Origin of the sequence: Dryocola boscaweniae (assembly GCF_025215095.1) — a bacterium.
Classification (GTDB): domain Bacteria; phylum Pseudomonadota; class Gammaproteobacteria; order Enterobacterales; family Enterobacteriaceae; genus Dryocola; species Dryocola boscaweniae.
Genome location: NZ_JALHAP010000078.1, coordinates 256,809 through 275,246 on the forward strand (window position 1 = coordinate 256,809; position 18,438 = coordinate 275,246).

14 protein-coding genes are annotated in these 18,438 nt (G+C 51.7%); 12 read left to right on the forward strand and 2 right to left on the reverse strand.

The features are described 5' to 3' along the window. A complete protein-coding gene (locus tag MUA00_RS12245; protein WP_271123315.1) occupies nt 1-3,333 on the reverse strand; it encodes a diguanylate cyclase in 3,333 nt (1,110 codons plus the stop codon). Between the two features lie 368 nt (nt 3,334-3,701). Between MUA00_RS12245 and udk the strand changes: the two genes are divergently transcribed. From udk to asmA, 3 genes are all read left to right on the forward strand, one after another. Further along, nucleotides 3,702-4,343 carry a uridine kinase gene (udk, locus tag MUA00_RS12250; protein ID WP_271123316.1) on the forward strand — a complete coding sequence of 214 codons (642 nt, stop codon included), beginning with the start codon at nt 3,702-3,704 and terminating at the stop codon, nt 4,341-4,343. A gap of 164 nt (nt 4,344-4,507) precedes the next feature. Then, complete coding sequence (dcd, locus tag MUA00_RS12255) at nt 4,508-5,089, forward strand: dCTP deaminase (protein WP_271123317.1); 582 nt, start codon at nt 4,508-4,510, stop codon at nt 5,087-5,089. Nucleotides 5,090-5,113: 24 nt separating this feature from the next. Then, entirely contained in the window at nt 5,114-6,961 is a 1,848-nt protein-coding gene (gene asmA, locus MUA00_RS12260) for an outer membrane assembly protein AsmA (RefSeq protein WP_271123318.1), read from the forward strand. Nucleotides 6,962-7,059: 98 nt separating this feature from the next. On the opposite strand, the gene MUA00_RS12265 is transcribed toward asmA, so the two are convergent. Beyond that, nucleotides 7,060-8,640, reverse strand: a complete 1,581-nt coding sequence (locus MUA00_RS12265; RefSeq protein WP_271123319.1) for a TerC family protein — start codon at nt 8,638-8,640, stop codon at nt 7,060-7,062. A 758-nt stretch (nt 8,641-9,398) separates the two neighbouring features. On the opposite strand from MUA00_RS12265, the gene MUA00_RS12270 reads away from it, so the two are divergent. The 9 genes from MUA00_RS12270 (at nt 9,399) to wcaF (ending at nt 18,431) form a co-directional block, all read left to right on the forward strand. Continuing rightward, nucleotides 9,399-10,532 carry a polysaccharide export protein gene (locus MUA00_RS12270; RefSeq protein WP_271123320.1) on the forward strand — a complete coding sequence of 378 codons (1,134 nt, stop codon included), beginning with the start codon at nt 9,399-9,401 and terminating at the stop codon, nt 10,530-10,532. 6 nt (nt 10,533-10,538) lie between these two features. Then, nucleotides 10,539-10,982 (forward strand): low molecular weight protein-tyrosine-phosphatase Wzb, encoded by a 444-nt coding sequence (gene wzb / locus MUA00_RS12275; RefSeq protein ID WP_271123321.1) that lies wholly within the window; start codon nt 10,539-10,541, stop codon nt 10,980-10,982. Between the two features lie 2 nt (nt 10,983-10,984). Next, nucleotides 10,985-13,153 (forward strand): tyrosine-protein kinase Wzc, encoded by a 2,169-nt coding sequence (gene wzc, locus MUA00_RS12280; protein WP_271123322.1) that lies wholly within the window; start codon nt 10,985-10,987, stop codon nt 13,151-13,153. A gap of 132 nt (nt 13,154-13,285) precedes the next feature. Then, entirely contained in the window at nt 13,286-14,134 is an 849-nt protein-coding gene (gene wcaA / locus MUA00_RS12285; RefSeq protein ID WP_271123323.1) for a colanic acid biosynthesis glycosyltransferase WcaA, read from the forward strand. 2 nt (nt 14,135-14,136) lie between these two features. Then, nucleotides 14,137-14,622, forward strand: coding sequence for a colanic acid biosynthesis acetyltransferase WcaB (gene wcaB, locus MUA00_RS12290; protein ID WP_271123324.1), 486 nt, complete (start codon nt 14,137-14,139; stop codon nt 14,620-14,622). Beyond that, on the forward strand, nt 14,619-15,836 hold the full coding sequence (wcaC, locus tag MUA00_RS12295) for a colanic acid biosynthesis glycosyltransferase WcaC (RefSeq protein WP_271123325.1): 1,218 nt from the start codon (nt 14,619-14,621) through the stop codon (nt 15,834-15,836). The genes wcaB and wcaC overlap by 4 nt, the downstream gene beginning before the upstream one ends. Beyond that, nucleotides 15,811-17,031: a colanic acid polymerase WcaD gene (gene wcaD / locus MUA00_RS12300; RefSeq protein ID WP_271123326.1), complete on the forward strand. Its 1,221-nt coding sequence runs from the start codon at nt 15,811-15,813 to the stop codon at nt 17,029-17,031. Before wcaC ends, wcaD begins: the two co-directional genes overlap by 26 nt. 14 nt (nt 17,032-17,045) lie before the next feature. Further along, nucleotides 17,046-17,798, forward strand: coding sequence for a colanic acid biosynthesis glycosyltransferase WcaE (gene wcaE / locus MUA00_RS12305; protein WP_271123327.1), 753 nt, complete (start codon nt 17,046-17,048; stop codon nt 17,796-17,798). A 93-nt stretch (nt 17,799-17,891) separates the two neighbouring features. Beyond that, a complete protein-coding gene (gene wcaF, locus MUA00_RS12310; RefSeq protein ID WP_271123328.1) occupies nt 17,892-18,431 on the forward strand; it encodes a colanic acid biosynthesis acetyltransferase WcaF in 540 nt (179 codons plus the stop codon). Nucleotides 18,432-18,438 lie beyond the last annotated feature (7 nt).

Sequence of the window (18,438 nt, forward strand, 5' to 3'; positions counted from 1 at the left end):
TCAGTTAATGCCGAAATAGCTGGTGTTCAGCAGTATGCTCAGCGGCTGTGGCGCGCTGATGGTTTCACCATAAATCAAATCTACGCCGATACCGGAAAGGGTATCCATTATCAGGGGTAAATCCGCCGGGCCCGCGATGGTTTGTAACGCCAGGCGTTGCGCATGGCCATGAATAATGGTCACCATCATTTCGTCCATTAAATTGCTGTGCACATTCTGGATAAGCTCGTTATCGATAATGATATAGCTGAAGACCTGGCGGCTGATAGCGTCAAAAATGTCCAGATCCCGACCTAAGTGGGTCAGCACCATCTGACAGCCGCGGTCGCGAAGGCGTTGCAGGTTTTTATGGGCGCGCTCGTCTTCGGTGAGCAGTAGCTGACTATTGATTTGCAGATGCAGCAGACGAGCCGGAAGCGGGCTGTTCTCCAGCATAACAATCAGCTCATCAACAAAGGCATCGCTCGTCAGCCCGGCAGGAGAAAGCGGAAGGGCAATGCCGAAACCTTTTTGTGCGATCTGCTGCGCATATTCACGGAAAAATTCGTTGAACACACGACGGTCAAGAGCCTGCTGCAACTCATTTTCAACAAGCCCGTTGCGGAAGCTATGCTCATCCACAACTTCCCCTTCGCTGTTCCAGAACTTGAGCGACAGCAGATAGAAGCTTGCGGACTCAGGCACTCGCGGCGGCGCGGCGGCCAGGGCAAGCATCAGAATCGGGTTTTCATTGATGATGCGCCACTTTTCATCTAAGGCCAGTACGCTGCGGTTTTTCTGCATGTAATGCTGCTGCGCTTCAAAAGTGGTAACGCGTCCACGGCCGCTGTTCTTCGAGGCATAACAGGCGATGTCCGCCTGGGAAAGCACTTCCGAGGCCACGCGGTTATCGGCGTCAATTTGCGTAATGCCGGCGCTGGCGCCAACGCGATGCAGACGGCCGTCCCAAACGAAGTGGTAGTCGTTAATGCAGTTAATTATGCGCTCGGAAATATGGCGAGCATTGTCCATTGAGCAATCCGGCAGCAGCAGGCCGAACTCATCGCCGCCGAGCCTTGCCAGGAAGTCGCCGGTGCGCAACATGCTTAGCATCATGGAAGAGAGTTCACGCAGCAGCGCGTCTCCGGCTGCATGCCCGGCGGTATCGTTAACCGCCTTGAATCTGTCGAGATCGATAAATATCAGCGCATGGCGCTGACGGTTTTCGCCTGCGCTTTGCAAAAGGCGTTTGAGATGATTTTCAAAGCTCACGCGGTTGGCAAGATGGGTCAGGCTGTCGTGCGAGGCGCTGTAGCTTAGCTGTTTGAGCATTTTACGCGACTCGGTAACGTCCTGAATAACGAGTACCGAGCCGATACTTTTCCCGTCTAAGGTCGTCAGCGGCGTAATGCTGTAATGGATGTCGTAGCTGCCGCCGTTACGGCAGTGCAGCACGACATCCTGTTCATTGTTCATGCGCGAAAAATCACCGCTGTGGATGTTTTCAAGCACGGGCCCGGTATCGCCGAAGGTAATGCGTAAAATCGCGAGGATATGCTGACCAATGGCGTCGTCCTGCGGGCAGCCGCTGAGCTTTTCCGCCACCGGGTTCATAAAGGTGATGTTCATGTCGATATCGGTACAAATTACCGCTTCGCCGATGGAATCCAGCGTAATATGCAGGCGCTCTTTTTCCTGATACAGCGCTTCGTTAAGCTGCTTAACCTCTGTCATATCCATATTGATGCCGAGCAGGCGCTCAACGTCGCCGTTTTTATTCAGCACCCGGTTGGCGAGGGAGCGAATATGGCGAATGCCGTCTTTAACTTTAATGCGGTATTCCAGCTTGAAAGGCATGCGGGCCTGCAATGATTCACGCACAATTTTTTCAGTCTGCGGTAGATCTTCGGCGATGATGCACTCCGCCCAGAGTCGGTAGGTTGGCTTCACGTGCGGCTGCACTTCGTAGAGATCAAACATGCGTTTGTCCCAGCTAATCACATCGCTTGCCAAATCCCATTCCCAGATGCCGATGCCGCCAGCTTCGTTTGCAAGCGTGATGCGTTCCATCAGGCGTTTATTCACCCACTCGGTGTGCTTAAGGTCGTTGATGTCTTCAACCTGGGCTATTAAATAAAGCGGGGAACTGTTGGTGTCGCGTACCACGGAAACTGCAAGCAGCGCCCAGACTACGTCACCCTGGCTTGTGTAATAGCGCTTTTCCATGGAATAGCTGTTGATATCGCCTGCAATCAGCATCTCAAGTTGTCGAAGATCCGCGTGCAGGTCTTCGGGATAGGTGATTTGCTGGAAGGTGAGCGAGCGTAACTGGTCGGCCGTATAGCCCAGAAAATTGCTCAGGGATTTATTGACCTGAATCCACTGGCCTTCAATGGACACCAGCGCCATGCCGATTGCGGAATATTCCATCGCGTTGCGAAAACGCGCTTCGCTCTCGGTGATGTGCTTGCGCTCTTCGCGAAACGAATGCATCACCATCGTCATAACGTTGGCCGGTAGCAGAATCATCAGGAACGGCAGCCACTGGGTGCTGTCGATAACCGTTAAATGCGGCATCGCCATCGAAACGCTGTTGGTTGCCATCATTAAAGAAACCACCATCAGCGTGGCGAGGAAAATAATAAATGCTTCCAGGCGAGGCAGGCGAATCGCGCTCCACATCAGGAAAACGATAATAAAGGTGAAGGGCCACGGCATAAAACGTAGTACGAGATAACTCAGCGCCAGGGTAATCGCGAAGGTCATTACCGTTTCGAGCAGCAGTTTCGGGTCGCGATGGCGCAAAAAATAGTGCGGTTTAATCAGTAAACCCGTCGGGAGAAGCGCCAAAGCGCCGATAGATTCAGAAAGACTCCAGACGAAGAACGTTTTTATTGCGCTATCGCCTTCAGCGCCCGCCAGCCAGATGACGAGTAAACCGCCAATAACCGGTGGGATTACCGCGCTACAGACAGCAAGGCGAACCCAACAGTTGAGATTCTGTAAAGGATTTTGCGCCGGTAAAAAACGACGCAGGAGCAGCGCTGCTATTACCGCCTCAATAATATTAACGGTCGTGAAAACAAAATTAATTTCGCTTAAGGGAAGTAAAACTGCCGAGGCGCCCACATTGCCTGCTGAACAAATAGCGGCAATCAGAGTCCACAGGCGCGGCGGATTGCGAAAAAACGCGACCGTCATTACCGAGGTTGGAAACCATAACGGCGCCAGTATGGTGCCAGCGAGGCTTAATTTGAGAGAATAAAAAGTAAAAACAAAGCTCAACAGCCCCAGACCCAGCAGGAGCAACTTGTGGGGCGTCGTATCCTGCTTTTGTATATTATTTTTGGTCATTCCCGCGAAATCCGTTAAGGCACTGCCGCCAGGTGCATGCCCGGATGCAAAAATAGGAGAGTTCGGATTATGCTAGTACAAACAATTTACAATTCCTATGGCGTCCGCTCATAATTTAACATCAACGTGTTATAAAAAATGCAGCCGCCATAAGCTTATTTTCATTTCAGCCATTGTTATGCTCTTTGCGCGCTGAAAACCGTGACGCAAATTATCGTTATTAAATCCCGTTTGCCTGTTGTTCGCACAAAATCTCCCGCCGATGACCATTACTCTGGTATCACTCAGCGGTTATCCCTATAATTGCCGCGTTTGACGCAACCTGCGTCCCCCCTCCTAACATTAAGTCTACAAGGCTCGTTAACAACATGACTGACAAGTCTCATCAATGCGTCATCATCGGGATAGCCGGCGCATCGGCTTCAGGGAAAAGCCTCATTGCCAGTACACTGTATCGCGAATTGCGCGATCAGGTCGGTGACGAACACATTGGTGTTATTCCAGAAGATAGCTACTACAAAGATCAAAGCCATCTGTCGATGGAAGAACGCGTTAAAACCAACTATGACCATCCCAGCGCGATGGATCACAATCTGCTGTTCCAGCACCTGCAAATGCTGAAATCCGGCAAAGCCATTGAGCTGCCGGTGTACAGTTATGTCGAACATACCCGCACCGCGAACACCGTTCACCTGGTGCCGAAAAAAGTTATTATTCTGGAAGGTATTTTGCTGCTGACGGATGCCCGGCTGCGTGAAGAGATGAACTTCTCAATTTTTGTCGATACGCCGTTAGATATCTGCCTGATGCGCCGCATGAAGCGCGACGTCAACGAACGCGGCCGTTCAATGGATTCGGTAATGGCCCAGTATCAGAAAACCGTCCGCCCGATGTTCCTGCAGTTTATCGAACCTTCTAAACAGTACGCCGATATCATCGTGCCGCGCGGGGGCAAAAACCGAATTGCTATTGATATTCTCAAAGCTAAAATTAGCCAATTCTTTGAATAATCTCACCGCCTGAAGGCCCGTTGCGGGCGTGTTTTTTATGAACGAGAGTTCCGAACATGCTCGCAAAATACAATGAATTCCCTGTAATTATCTGTCGTTCCGTGGATATCTGTAGCCCGGTGTGGCAGGGTAAACATAACTGTGCTTGATAAGGAGAATCTGCGATGCGTTTGTGTGACCGCGATATTGAAGCCTGGCTTGATGACGGGCGTTTAACGATTACTCCACGTCCACCGGTTGAGCGTATTAACGGCGCGACCGTTGACGTACGCCTGGGAAATAAATTCCGCACCTTTAGCGGTCATACCGCACCGTTTATCGATCTTAGCGGTCCAAAAGATGAAGTCACCGAAGCGCTGGAACGCGTGATGAGTGACGAAATTGTGCTTGCCGAGGGCGACGCTTTCTTCCTGCATCCGGGCGAGCTGGCGCTGGCGGTTACGCTTGAGTCGGTTACGATACCCGCCGATCTGGTGGGCTGGCTGGACGGCCGTTCCTCGCTGGCTCGTTTAGGCCTGATGGTTCACGTTACCGCGCATCGTATCGATCCCGGCTGGCACGGCTGCATTGTGCTGGAATTCTATAATTCCGGTAAATTGCCGTTGGCTTTACGCCCGGGGATGATGATCGGTGCGCTAAGCTTTGAGCCTCTGTCTGGCCCCGCTGCGCGTCCTTATAATCGCCGCCAGGATGCGAAGTACCGCGATCAGCAGGGCGCGGTAGCCAGTCGTATTGATAAAGACTGAGTTAATGCCCCGTAAGAGGATGCTATGAGACGATTATTAACCGCGCTGGTGATTTTGCTGGCCGTGCTGGTGGCCGGCCTTTCTGCGTTGGTCCTGTTGGTCAATCCCAACGATTTTCGCGCTTATATGGTTCGCCAGGTCGAGCAGCGCAGCGGTTATCAGCTCACGTTAGATGGGCCTTTGCGCTGGCATGTCTGGCCGCAGCTCAGCATTTTGTCCGGGCGAATGTCTCTTACGGCTCCCGGCGCGTCACAACCTCTTGTCAGTTCAGACAATATGCGCCTTGATGTGGCGCTTCTGCCTTTGCTTTCGCACCAGCTTCAGGTTCGTCAGGTCATGCTTAAGGGCGCGGTCATTCAGCTCACCCCGCAAAGCGAAGAGCGCAAACCTAAAGATGCCCCGGTAGGCCCGGTGGGTAATAATCCTCCCGTTCCTGAAAACGACCCAGGCTGGTCTTTTGATATCGCCAAACTCAAAGTTGCCGACAGCGTGCTGGTCTTCCAGCATGCGGATGACGAACAGATAACCGTGCGTAATATCAACCTGCAAATGGAGCAGGATGACAAAAAGCAGGCTCATGTGGAATTGAGCAGCCGTATCAACCGCGACCAGCGCGATTTGAATTTGTCGCTGGTCGCCGATCTGGATGCGAGCCATTTCCCGCAGAAGCTGGATGCTAAGATTTCCCAACTTACTTATCAGCTCAAGGGCGCCGATTTGCCCAAGCCGGGCATTATGGGCGGCGGCACGTTACAGGTGAGTTGGGGGCAGGCGGAGAAAAAACTCGAACTGAATAACCTGCAGCTTACCGCGAATGACAGCGATCTGCAGGGATCGGCGAGCGTAGTTCTGGATGAGAAGCCGCAGTGGGCCGCGGATTTAAATGCGAACAATTTGAATCTGGATAAGCTTGCGCTGGCAACGCCGGCAACAAACACCACGGCGGCTCAGCGCGGCCAGCAGCAAAATACATTGCCGCGCCCGGTTATTGCCACAGGCGTTGAAGAGACCACCTACCGCAATCTTCGCGGTTTTAGCGCGCAGGTTTCGGTTGCTGCTAAAAGCGTGCGCTGGCGTGGGCTGGAGTTTACCGACGTTCATTCCGCCATTAGCAATGATTTTGGCCTGCTGAAAATTACGGAACTGGCCGGGAAATTTGGCAAAGGAAATATGTCGTTACCGGGTGAACTTGATGCGCGCGATAGCGAACCGCAGCTACGGTTCCATCCGAAAATTGAAGACATCGAAATCGGCCCGATTTTAACCGCGTTCGATTATCCCATTGCCTTATCCGGTGAGTTTTCCATGCAGGGCGAGTTCAGCGGAGACAGGCTGAACGCCGAGGCGTTCCGTCGCTCATGGCAGGGAGAGGCAAGCGTTACGATGGCCAATTCCCGTCTGCAGGGCATGAACTTCCAGCAGTTGATTCAGCAGGCCGTTGAGCGCAGCAACAGCGATGTCAAAGCGCAGCAGAACTACGAGAACGTGACCAGGCTTGACAGCTTTAGCGCGGCGGCCACCCTCGATAACGGGCAGCTTGACCTGAAGAAAATGAGCGGCGGCTCTTCGCTGTTAACGCTGACCGGCGAAGGGACGATGGATCTCGTGAAAGAGGTGTGTGATACCCGCTTTGATGTAACGGTCACCGGCGGCTGGGAAGGGGACAGCCGGCTTGTTGCGTTGTTAAAAGACACGCCGATCCCGCTGCGGGTTTATGGCCCATGGGCGGAGCTGAATTACAGCCTGCAGGTTGATCAGGTACTGCGTAAGCAACTGCAGGATGAGGCGAAGCGTCGTCTGAAAGAGTGGGCGGATCGCAATAAAGACAGCAGCCGCTCGAAGGATATTAAGCAACTGCTGGATAAGCTTTAGTTCTGTAATACGGTGGAGGGCGCTGGCGCTTATCCACCGTACAAATGTCAGATAAAATTGTAGGTCGGGTAAGCCCTGTGCCCCCGACGCTGCCTCAACTACACCTCATAATTCATCTCGTCATCTTCCACCAGCGGCACAATCTGCACCTTCTGCACCCGGTGGCTTTCAACCTGCAGCGTTTTCAACTGATAGTTACCTACCTTAACGGTTTCCCCGGCGGCAGGTATGCGTTGCAGGTATTCCATCAGCAGACCGGCAATAGTGTGGTAGGTGCGTTTGTCATCGAGCGGCAGCGGTATGTACTGCACTAAATCTTCCAGCGGCATGTGGCCGTTTGCCGTCCAGGTTCCGTCCGGGTTTTTCTGAATATCATGGCGGGCGTCAATCTCTTCGACCTCGTTAGGCAGATTGCCGGCGATAGTCTCCATCACATCACTTAACGTCACAATCCCTTCAATCGAACCAAACTCATCCACTACAAATGCAAAGTGCGTACGCGCGTTGCGGAACTGCTCCAGCGCCTGCAGGAGCGGCAGCGTTTCAGGGAAGACAAGCGGCTGGCGGATTAACGTTTCAAGATTGAGCGGTTCGCCGCGCAGCGATTGCGCAAGCAAATCGATAATATGCACCACGCCAAGCACTTCGTCGCCGTCATCGGTTATCACGATGCGGGTGTGCTGATTTTTATCGAGGATCTCGCGAATATGCTCGTCTGGCTCGCTCAGCCTCACATGCTCCACGTCGTGGCGTGAAGTCATAATGCTGCTGACGGTACGCTGATTGAGGTTCAGCACGCGTTCGATCATCAGCCGTTCCTGGGGATTAAATATTCCGTTCTGTTGGTCATGATCGGCGATCAGCGATGCCGTCTGGGCATCAAGCTCCGCTTCTTCTTTTTTACCGTTAAGCAATCTTAAGACGGCTTCAGCGGTACGCTGGCGCAAAGACTGGTTTGCAGACAAGAAGCGGCGGCGGTTGAAAATCGCAAGCTGGTTTAACGCCTCTATCAATACCGAGAAACCAATCGCGGCATAAAGGTAGCCTTTTGGAATGTGGTAACCAAACCCGTCCGCCACCAGGCTAAACCCAATCATCAGCAGGAAGCTCAGGCACAGAATAACGATGGTTGGATGGCTGTTCACAAAGCGCGTCAGGGCTTTGCTGGCAAGCAGCATCAGGCTGATGGCGATAATGACCGCGGCCATCATAACGGCCAGATGGTCCACCATTCCAACGGCGGTGATCACCGAGTCGAGAGAAAATACCGCATCAAGAATGACTATTTGCGCGACGACGGGCCAGAAGCGCGCGCCGCGCCGTTGCGTTTGCGTTTCGCTGTCTTTTCCCTCCAGCCGCTCGTTTAGCTCCACCGTCGCTTTGAAAAGCAGGAATAACCCGCCGAAGAGCATGATCAAGTCGCGGGCGCTAAAGCCAAACTCTCCGACATTAAAGAGGGGTTTTGTGAGCGTCACAAGCCAGGAGATAGACGCCAGCAGAAGCAGGCGCATAAGCATGGCAAGGATAAGCCCGGTGATACGGGCGCGGTCACGGTGCGCTGGTGGAAGTTTCTCGGCAAGGATGGCGATAAACACCAGGTTATCGATGCCCAGCACTAACTCGATAACGACCAGCGTGACCAGCCCGGCCCAAATTGATGGATCGGCAATCCATTCCATATGGCTTTATGCACCTTCTTTCATTTAAAAAGCATTAAAGTATGACAAATGTCACAATGAAAGGATGGGTAATCCTCTGCTAAATTGCAATGACTCCCTGAGACTAATCTTAACTAATATCCGCTATTCATGTTTTTTTGCGTTATATATCCACCCAGTAACCAGGGTAAATAATTAAAAAATGAACAAAATAAGACGGTGATATGTATTTATTATGAAACAATATATATGAGATATATCCGTATATATTCTCGCTATTACTCTGAATTAATTTTTTGTCAATATAAAGAAATTCCTAAAGCCTGAGTTTTGTCGCATTAATACTAATCTTAAAAGTATCTGTATTCCTGCCGGGCACCTTGCCTGCGTTAGGGTTAGCTGTAACAATCGATATCAGTGTCTGGCAATGGATGTATTTTTTTATAATTAGTTGGTGTGGCACTTAGCGCTTCATTACTCGTAACTCTGCCTTATAGATAAATAAATACAGATTTATCTTAGGAACAGTGTCCTCTTATTATCTGCTTTTGTTTCAGTAGGTTGGTGACTGTAAGCCAAGGGCGGTAGCATGCCTGAAGGCAAGAGTTTACGCCTCAATTATTCTGTCAACAGGACGTCAGGAAATAAGCGAATTTTAGGACTGATGCCAATTATTTATGACCGACAGTATGTTCAATTTTCTGCTGCGCCCATCTGACTAATTGGTCGCTTATTTTATTCGCTCAGGATAATTACTCTGCCATAGTGATAAATACTCAATGATAAAATACAAACTTAAATTGATGCCTTTATTGGTGTCGGTGACCCTAATGAGCGGTTGCACAGTACTGCCTGGTAGCAATATGTCTACGGTGGGAAAAGATGTTATCAAGCAGCAGGATGCAGACTTCGATCTGGATCGTATGGTTAACGTTTATCCGTTAACGCCTCGGCTGGTTGAACAATTACGCGTGCGTCCCGCAGTGGCTCAGCCAAATATGTCTCTGGACCAGGAGATTTCAGCCTATCAATATCGCGTAGGCCCGGGAGACGTGCTTAACGTCACCGTCTGGGATCACCCTGAGTTGACCACGCCTGCCGGCCAGTATCGTAGCTCAAGCGATGCCGGTAACTGGGTGCAGTCTGACGGCACCATGTTCTATCCGTATGTGGGCAAAGTAAAAGTGACCGGCAAAACTCTGGCCGAGATCCGTAGTGATATTACCGGCCGCCTTGCGCAGTACATTGCTGACCCGCAGGTGGACGTTAATATCGCCGCCTTCCGCTCGCAAAAAGCCTATGTCTCCGGCCAGGTGAACAAATCCGGCCAGCAGCCGATCACCAACGTTCCGCTGACCATTCTTGATGCCATCAACGCCGCAGGCGGGCTGACCGACGCCGCTGACTGGCGCAACGTGGTGCTGACCCACAACGGCCAGGAAAAACGTATCTCATTGCAGGCGCTGATGCAGAACGGCGATCTGAGCCAGAACCACCTGCTGTATCCGGGCGACATCCTGTTCGTTCCGCGCAACGACGACCTGAAAGTGTTCGTCATGGGCGAAGTGAAAAAACAAACCACCCTGAAAATGGACTTCAGCGGCATGACGCTGACCGAAGCGCTTGGCCAGGCGGAAGGTCTGGATATGACCTCGTCCAACGCCAGCGGCATCTTCGTGATTCGTCCGTTGAAAGGGCAGCAGGGCGGCAAGATTGCCAACATTTACCAGCTTGATATGTCCGACGCGACCTCGCTGGTGATGGGCACCGAATTCCAGCTACAGCCATACGATGTGGTGTACGTCACAACCGCACCGGTCACCCGTTGGAACCGCCTGATCAACCAGTTGCTGCCAACTATCAGCGGTGTTCGTTATATGACGGATACAGCCAAAGATATCCATACATGGTAACGCGCTATGTTTAACAAAATTCTTGTGGTGTGTGTGGGGAATATTTGCCGGTCGCCAACCGGCGAACGCCTGCTCAAGTCTTACCACCCCGCGCTTACCGTTAACTCCGCGGGACTGGGGGCGTTGGTGGGAAAAGGGGCTGATGCCAGCGCCATTCGCGTGGCGCAGGAGCACAACCTTTCTCTCGACGGCCATTGCGCGCAGCAGGTCTCAGGCCGAATGTGCCGCGATTACGATCTGATCCTCACGATGGAAAAACGCCATATCTCCGCTATCTGCGAAATGGCGCCAGAGATGCGCGGCAAAGTGATGCTCTTTGGTCACTGGGATGCGGAGCGGGAAATTCCCGATCCCTACCGCAAAAGCCGCGACGCTTTCGAAGCGGTCTATGACCTTCTCGACCTTTCCGCCCAAAAGTGGGCTAACGCACTCAACGCTCATCAGGGATAACAATGACTGACAAAGTACATCGTTCGAGCGCCTCGACCGAGGGCAATGACGAAATCGATATTGGCCGTCTGTTTGGCACCGTTCTTGAGGCCCGCTGGTGGGTGCTTGGCATCACAGCGGTATTCGCGCTGCTGGCCGTGGTTTACGTCCTGTTTGCCACGCCGATTTATAAAGCCGATGCGCTGGTGCAAATCGAACAAAACGCCGGAAATTCACTGGTAAATGACATCAGCTCCGCGCTTTCAAATAAGCCGCCGGCTTCCGCCGCTGAAATGCAGCTCATTCAGTCCCGTCTGGTGCTGGGGAAAACCGTTGACGATCTCAATCTCGATATTGCCGTAGTCAAAAACAGCTTCTGGCTGTTTGGCGCAGGCTGGGACCGGCTTCATGGCCGCCAGAACGACACGGTAAAAGTCACCGACTTCAACCTGCCTGCGGGCGCGGGCAAAGATATTTTTACCGTTGAAGTGCTGAGCCCAACCCAGTATCAGTTAACCAGCGACAATGGTTTTAGCGCTAAAGGACAGGTTGGACAGACGCTGAGCAAAGGCGGCGTCACCATGAAGGTGGACAGCATTAAAGCGCAGGTCGGCGACACCTTTACCGTCACCAAATACTCCACGCTCGGCATGATCAATCAGCTACAGGGCAATCTGACCGTGGCTGAAAACGGTAAAGATACCGGCGTACTGAGCCTGTCTTATACCGGCGAAGATAAAGATCAGATTCGCGCCATCCTTGACAGCATCACCCGTAATTACCTGGAGCAGAACGTTCAGCGTAAATCGGAAGAAGCGGCGAAGAGCCTTAAATTCCTGGCCGAACAGCTACCGGAAGTGCGTAGCCGTCTGGATGCGGCTGAAAACAAACTGAACGCCTATCGTCAGCAGCAGGACTCGGTAGATTTGTCGTTGGAAGCGAAATCGGTCCTCGACACCATGGTTAACATTGATTCGCAGCTTAACGAGCTGACCTTCAAAGAAGCCGAAATCTCCAAGCTCTACACCAAAGCTCACCCGGCTTACCGCACGTTGCTGGAAAAACGCCAGACGCTGGAAGATGAAAAAGCTCGCCTGAACGGTCGCGTGACCGCAATGCCGAAAACGCAGCAGGAAATCGTGCGTTTGACCCGCGATGTGGAATCCGGTCAGCAGGTTTACATGCAATTGTTGAATAAACAGCAGGAGCTGAAAATCACCGAGGCCAGCACCGTGGGCGACGTGCGCATCGTTGACTCGGCCATTACCCAGCCAGGTATCGTTAAGCCGCAAAAAGCGTTAATTGTGCTGGGTGCCATTATCCTTGGCCTGATGCTGTCGATTGTCGGCGTGCTGCTGCGTTCCCTGTTTAACCGTGGCATCGAAAGCCCGGCGGTTCTGGAAGAGGCGGGGCTTAGCGTTTATGCCAGCATTCCGCTGTCCGAATGGCAAAAATCCCGCGACAACGCCACCGTGCGTAACGTCAAAGGGGCCAGGCGCAATAAACAAAGCCAGCTTCTGGCGGTGGGGAATCCTACGGATCTGGCGATTGAAGCCATCCGCAGCCTGCGCACCAGCCTGCACTTTGCCATGATGCAGGCGACCAACAATGTTCTGATGTTGACCGGCGTGAGCCCGTCAATCGGTAAAACCTTTGTCTGCGCCAACCTCGCTGCGGTCATTAGCCAGACTAACAAGCGCGTGCTGCTTATCGACTGTGACATGCGTAAAGGCTATACCCACGAACTGCTGGGAACCACCAACGTGAACGGGCTTTCCGATGTGCTGGCAGGCCAGGGCGATATCGCGCGCTGCGCGCAGAAAACCTCGGTGCCTAATTTCGACCTCGTCCCGCGTGGGCAGGTGCCGCCGAACCCTTCCGAACTGCTGATGAGCGACCGCTTTGGCGAACTGGTTAAATGGGCAAGTGAGCATTACGACCTGGTGCTTATCGATACCCCGCCAATCCTTGCCGTTACCGACGCCGCCGTTGTTGGCCGCCACGCCGGCACCACGCTTATGGTTGCGCGTTATGCGGTGAACACGCTCAAAGAGGTGGAAACCAGCCTCAGCCGCTTTGAACAGAACGGCATCCAGGTGCGTGGCGTGATCCTGAACTCCATCTTCCGCCGTGCGGCGGGGTATGAGGATTACGGTTACTACGAATACGAATATAAATCTGATTCTAAATAACCCTGCGCTAAATGGCGGGTGGCGCATTGCTTATCCTTCCTGCGTTTCGCATGCGCAGGGCGGGTAAGCGATAGCGCCATCCACCGCGAAAGTTGCACTTTTCTCATCAACGAGACTTTTTTGGGGAGTGTTATGAATACCACTGCATCGCGCCCGCTGATTTCTATTTATATGCCTACCTGGAATCGTCAGCAGTTGGCCATTCGCGCCATCAAATCCGTGCTGCGCCAGGATTTTGAAAACTGGGAAATGATCATCGTTGATGACTGCTCATCCTCTTTTGAACAGCTTCAGCTTTTTGTCGAAGAGCTTAACGATGAGCGCGTGCGCTACACCCGTAATGACTTTAACTCCGGCGCCTGCGCGGTGCGCAATCAGGCCATTGGCCAGGCGACGGGAGAATTTATTACCGGTATTGATGACGACGATGAATGGACGCCGAACCGCCTGTCCGTGTTTCTTGAACACAAGCACCAACTGGTGACGCACGCTTTCCTGTATGCGAACGACTACGTTTGCGAAGGTCAGGTTTATTCGCAGCCGACCAGCCTGCCGCTCTATCCAAAGTCGCCGTATTCCCTGAAGCTATTTTTTAAGCGCAATATCATCGGCAACCAGGTCTTCACCTATGCCGATCGCTTTAAAACCTGCCTGTTCGACACGCAACTGGCGGCGGCGCAGGACTACGATATTTTCCTGCGCATGGTGGTGGAGTACGGCCAGCCGTGGAAAGTGGAAGAGGCCACGCAAATTCTGCACATCAACCATGGCGAAATGCAGATAACGAAATCGACCAAAAAGTTTGCGGGCTATTTTCACTTCTATCAGAAGCATAAAGATAAATTTGACCGCGCCAGCAAGAAATATCAGCTCTTTACGCTCTACCAGATCCGCAATAAGCGCATGTCTTTACGTACGCTGATGGCGCTGTTGTCCGTGCGCAATACCAAGCGCCTGGCCGATGGGCTACGGGGGAAATAATCGTGCTTGAAGATCTCCGCGCAAACTCCTGGAGCCTTCGTCCGTGCTGCATGGTGATGGCCTACCGCATTGCGCATTTTTGCTCGGTGTGGCGCAAAAAAAACGTCATCAACAATCTTTGGGCTGCCCCTGTTTTGCTGCTTTACCGCTTTGTGACCGAGTGCCTGTTTGGCTATGAAATCCAGGCTGCGGCCACCATTGGCAGACGTTTTACCATTCACCACGGTTACGCCGTTGTTATCAATAAATTCGTGGTCGCCGGAGATGATTTCACTATCCGTCACGGCGTGACCATCGGTAACCGCGGGCAAAGTCTCGCGTGCCCGAAAATCGGTAACGGCGTTGAGCTGGGGGCGAATGTCATCATCATTGGCGATATCACGCTTGGCAATAATGTCACCGTGGGCGCGGGCAGCGTAGTGCTGGACAACGTGCCGGATAACGCGCTGGTGGTAGGTGAGAAAGCGCGAGTAAAGGTAATTAAATGAATATCATGCAATTTAATGTGCGCCTGGCCGAAGGGGGCGCTGCGGGTGTGGCGCTCGACCTGCACCAGCGCGCGCGCGAAGCGGGTTTATCTTCGCGCTTTATTTACGGTTACGGAAAAGGCGGCAAGAAAAGCGCAAGCCACGATAAGTTCGCCGATGTTGAAAAACATACGCCGCGCCTGACGTCGATTGCCAACATCATTCTATTCCGCTTCTTCAACCGCGACCCGTTCGGCAACCTGAATAAACTTTATCGCAAAGTCACCCGCACAAGCGGGCCGGTCGTGCTGCATTTTCACGTGGTGCACAGCTACTGGCTGAACCTTGAAGAGATGGTGTCGTTTTGCCAGCGCGTTAAGGCGCATAAAGATGACGTCACTTTTGTCTGGACGCTGCACGACCACTGGAGCATTACCGGACGTTGCGCATTTCTTGATGGCTGCGAAGGCTGGAAAACCGGCTGCGAAAAATGCCCGTCGCTGAATAACTATCCGCCGGTCAAGGTTGACCGGGCGCATCTGCTGGTGGACTCCAAGCGCCAGCTATTTCGCGAAATGCTCGCGCTCGGCTGCCGGTTTATTTCACCCAGCCAGCATGTCGCCGACGCGTTTAATCAGATTTACGGGGCAGGGCGCTGCAAAATCATCAATAACGGTATTGATGTGGCAACCGAAGCTATTCTCGCCGAGCTGCCGTTAACCGAAGCAAGCCGCGAAAAACCAAAAGTAGCCGTTGTTGCTCACGATTTGCGTTATGACGGCAAAACGAATCAGAAGCTAGTTCAGGCCATGATGGCGCTGGGCGACAATATCGAACTGCACACCTTCGGCAAGTTCTCGCCTTTCAACGGGCCGAACGTGGTGAACCACGGCTATATGACCGATAAAAAAGCGCTGATGAGCGAGCTTAACGAAATGGATTCGCTGGTGTTCAGCTCAAAAGTGGATAACTACCCGCTGATTCTGTGCGAAGCGTTGTCCATCGGCGTGCCGGTCATTGCCACGCAAAGCGAAGCCGCAGATGAAGTGCTGCGCAAAGTTGGCGGCAAAACGTTCAGCGAAACACAGGTGCTGGAGCTTGTGAAACTACCGAAAGCCGAGCTCGCGCAGCAGGTCTTCGGCATGGATTTGCAGGCGTTCAAAACCACCAGCCGCAGATCTTACAGTGGACAACAGATGCTGGAGGAATATGTCTCGTTCTATCAGAATCTGTAGTTACCTGCTGTTACCGTTCATCTATCTGGTGGTCAACGTTAAGCTTGCCTCGCTGGGTGAAAGCTTCCCGGTAACAATAGTGACCTTCTTACCCGCCATCCTCTTTTTGTACATCGAACGCATTAGCGTTAAAAAATTGATGATTGCGCTGGGCATCGGCGCCGGGTTAACCGCTTTTAACTACATCTTTGGCCAGTCGCTGGATGCCAGCAAATATGTCACCTCGACATTATTATTTGTGTATATCGTGCTGATTCTGGCCATGACCTGGAGCTGCCGCTTTAAGACTATTTCGCAACGCAATCACCGAAAAATATTGCGGTTATTTTACGCGGTTGTCGGAATTATTGTGACGCTGGCGGCTGCGGAAATGGCGCAAATTATACTCACCGGCGGCAGCAGCCTGATTGAGAAAATTTCGAAGTTTCTTATTTACAGTAATAGCTATGTACTGAACTTTATTAGCTTTGGCGGGCGAAGAACTACCGCGCTTTATTTTGAACCAGCGTTCTTCGCTCTGGCGTTAATCTCAATTTGGCTCAGCATCAAACAGTTTGGTATCAAAACGCCGAAAACTGATGGTATGATTCTTTTAGGGATTATCCTTTCAGGATCGTTCTCAGGGGTGATGACCTTCATCCTGTTTTACCTTCTTGAATGGGCATTCCAGTACCTTAATAAAAGTGCCATAAAGAAGAAGTTGCCGTTAGCGATTATTTCTTTGGCAGTATTTTTAGTAGGGTTAATATTCGCCTTCCCTTATATCGCCACGCGTCTGGGCGATTTAGGCACCGAAGGGTCATCATCGTATTATCGTATTATTGGCCCGCTGGCAATGGTGGGATATTCCCTGACGCATATTGATGGCGTAGTACGGTTTGGTTCTTTATATGAATATGTCGCATCATTCGGAATCTTTAACGGTGCGGACGTCGGTAAAACAGTAGACAATGGTCTGTATCTGCTAATTATTTATTTTTCCTGGTTCGCAGTGCTATTGACTGTCTGGTACATGTGGAAAGTCATTAAAATGATGCGTACGGCATTTGGGAATAATGAAAATTTCCGCGTACAGCTCTGGCTTTTTACACCCGTATCACTGTTTTTTACCGGTTCAATTTTTAGCCCGGAATATGCTTTCTTGATTGTTTGTCCGTTTATTTTACGTAAGGCACTCAAGATAACGAATTGCTGATGAGGCCCACAATCATGTTATTAAGTGTAATCACCGTTGCCTGGAAAAATTTAGCCGGGGTGGAAAAAACCTGGCAGTCGCTGGCTCACCTGGCGCAGGCATCCGACATCACCTTTGAATGGATTGTGGTTGACGGTAACTCGCAGGACGGCACGGCGGACTTTCTGGAAAACCTCAACGGACAGTACAACTTACGTTTCGTTAGCGAGAAAGATAACGGCATTTACGATGCGATGAATAAAGGCATTGATATGGCGCAGGGCCGTTATGCGTTGTTCCTCAATTCCGGTGATATTTTTCACCAGGACATCGCACAGGTCGTGCGTCAGCTCGCTGCTATGCCCGCCCAAAATAACGCCATGATTATCGGCGATGCCCTGCTGGATTTTGGTGATGGAACAAAAATCCAGCGTCGCGCCAAGCAGGGTTGGTATATTTACCACAGCCTGCCCGCCAGCCATCAGGCAATATTTTTTCCGCTAGATGGCCTTAGAAAATATCCTTACGATCTGCAATATAAAGTCTCTTCTGATTATGCACTTGCGGCCAAAATGTACAAAAGCGGCTATGCGTTTAAACGCGTTAAGGGCATGGTCTCTGAATTTTCAATGGGCGGCGTTTCAACGTCCAATAATATTGAATTGTGCCGTGATGCGAAAAATGTTCAGCGCAAAATTTTAGGCGTGCCTGGATTTATCGCCGAGCTGTCATTCAAGCTTCGTATGCGAACTACCGGTAAAGCTAAGGCTTTATATAACAAAGCCTGAGGTGGATGGCGCTGCCGCTTATCCACGACAACTGCAACTTAATTCGTAGGTCGGATAAGCGTTAGCGTCATCCGACGAAAATAAGGAAATATTATGCAGGAATTAAGCGGCTTCTCGGTACCAAAAGGTTTTCGGGGCAGCAACGGCATTAAAGTCCAGATGTGGTGGGCGGTACAGGCGACATTATTTGCCTGGTCTCCGCAGGTGTTATACCGCTGGCGCGCCTTTTTATTACGTTTGTTTGGCGCGAAAATTGGTAAAGGTGTTGTGATTCGCCCGTCGGTAAAAATTACTTACCCGTGGAAATTAACGCTCGGTGATTACGCCTGGGTTGGCGACGACGCCGTTTTATATACCCTGGGCGAGATCTCCATCGGCGCAAATTCCGTGGTGTCACAAAAGTGTTATTTATGTACCGGCAGTCACGATTATATGAGCAAGCATTTTGATATTACCGCCACGCCCATTGTGATTGGCGAAAAATGCTGGCTGGCAACGGACGTTTTTGTTTCACCCAGCGTCACGATTGGTGATGGCACCGTCGTTGGCGCCCGCAGCAGCGTTTATAAATCATTACCGGCGAATGCCGTTTGCCGGGGTAACCCAGCAGTAAAAATACGCGATCGAGCGTAGGGCCTTT

Bases quoted from the DNA above. Each gene is read 5' to 3' on its own strand.
- MUA00_RS12245 (WP_271123315.1), bottom strand. From the start codon at position 3,333: ATGACCAAAAATAATATACAAAAGCAGGATACGACGCCCCACAAGTTG.
- udk (WP_271123316.1), top strand. From the start codon at position 3,702: ATGACTGACAAGTCTCATCAATGCGTCATCATCGGGATAGCCGGCGCA.
- dcd (WP_271123317.1), top strand. From the start codon at position 4,508: ATGCGTTTGTGTGACCGCGATATTGAAGCCTGGCTTGATGACGGGCGT.
- asmA (WP_271123318.1), top strand. From the start codon at position 5,114: ATGAGACGATTATTAACCGCGCTGGTGATTTTGCTGGCCGTGCTGGTG.
- MUA00_RS12265 (WP_271123319.1), bottom strand. From the start codon at position 8,640: ATGGAATGGATTGCCGATCCATCAATTTGGGCCGGGCTGGTCACGCTG.
- MUA00_RS12270 (WP_271123320.1), top strand. From the start codon at position 9,399: ATGATAAAATACAAACTTAAATTGATGCCTTTATTGGTGTCGGTGACC.
- wzb (WP_271123321.1), top strand. From the start codon at position 10,539: ATGTTTAACAAAATTCTTGTGGTGTGTGTGGGGAATATTTGCCGGTCG.
- wzc (WP_271123322.1), top strand. From the start codon at position 10,985: ATGACTGACAAAGTACATCGTTCGAGCGCCTCGACCGAGGGCAATGAC.
- wcaA (WP_271123323.1), top strand. From the start codon at position 13,286: ATGAATACCACTGCATCGCGCCCGCTGATTTCTATTTATATGCCTACC.
- wcaC (WP_271123325.1), top strand. From the start codon at position 14,619: ATGAATATCATGCAATTTAATGTGCGCCTGGCCGAAGGGGGCGCTGCG.
- wcaD (WP_271123326.1), top strand. From the start codon at position 15,811: ATGTCTCGTTCTATCAGAATCTGTAGTTACCTGCTGTTACCGTTCATC.
- wcaE (WP_271123327.1), top strand. From the start codon at position 17,046: ATGTTATTAAGTGTAATCACCGTTGCCTGGAAAAATTTAGCCGGGGTG.
- wcaF (WP_271123328.1), top strand. From the start codon at position 17,892: ATGCAGGAATTAAGCGGCTTCTCGGTACCAAAAGGTTTTCGGGGCAGC.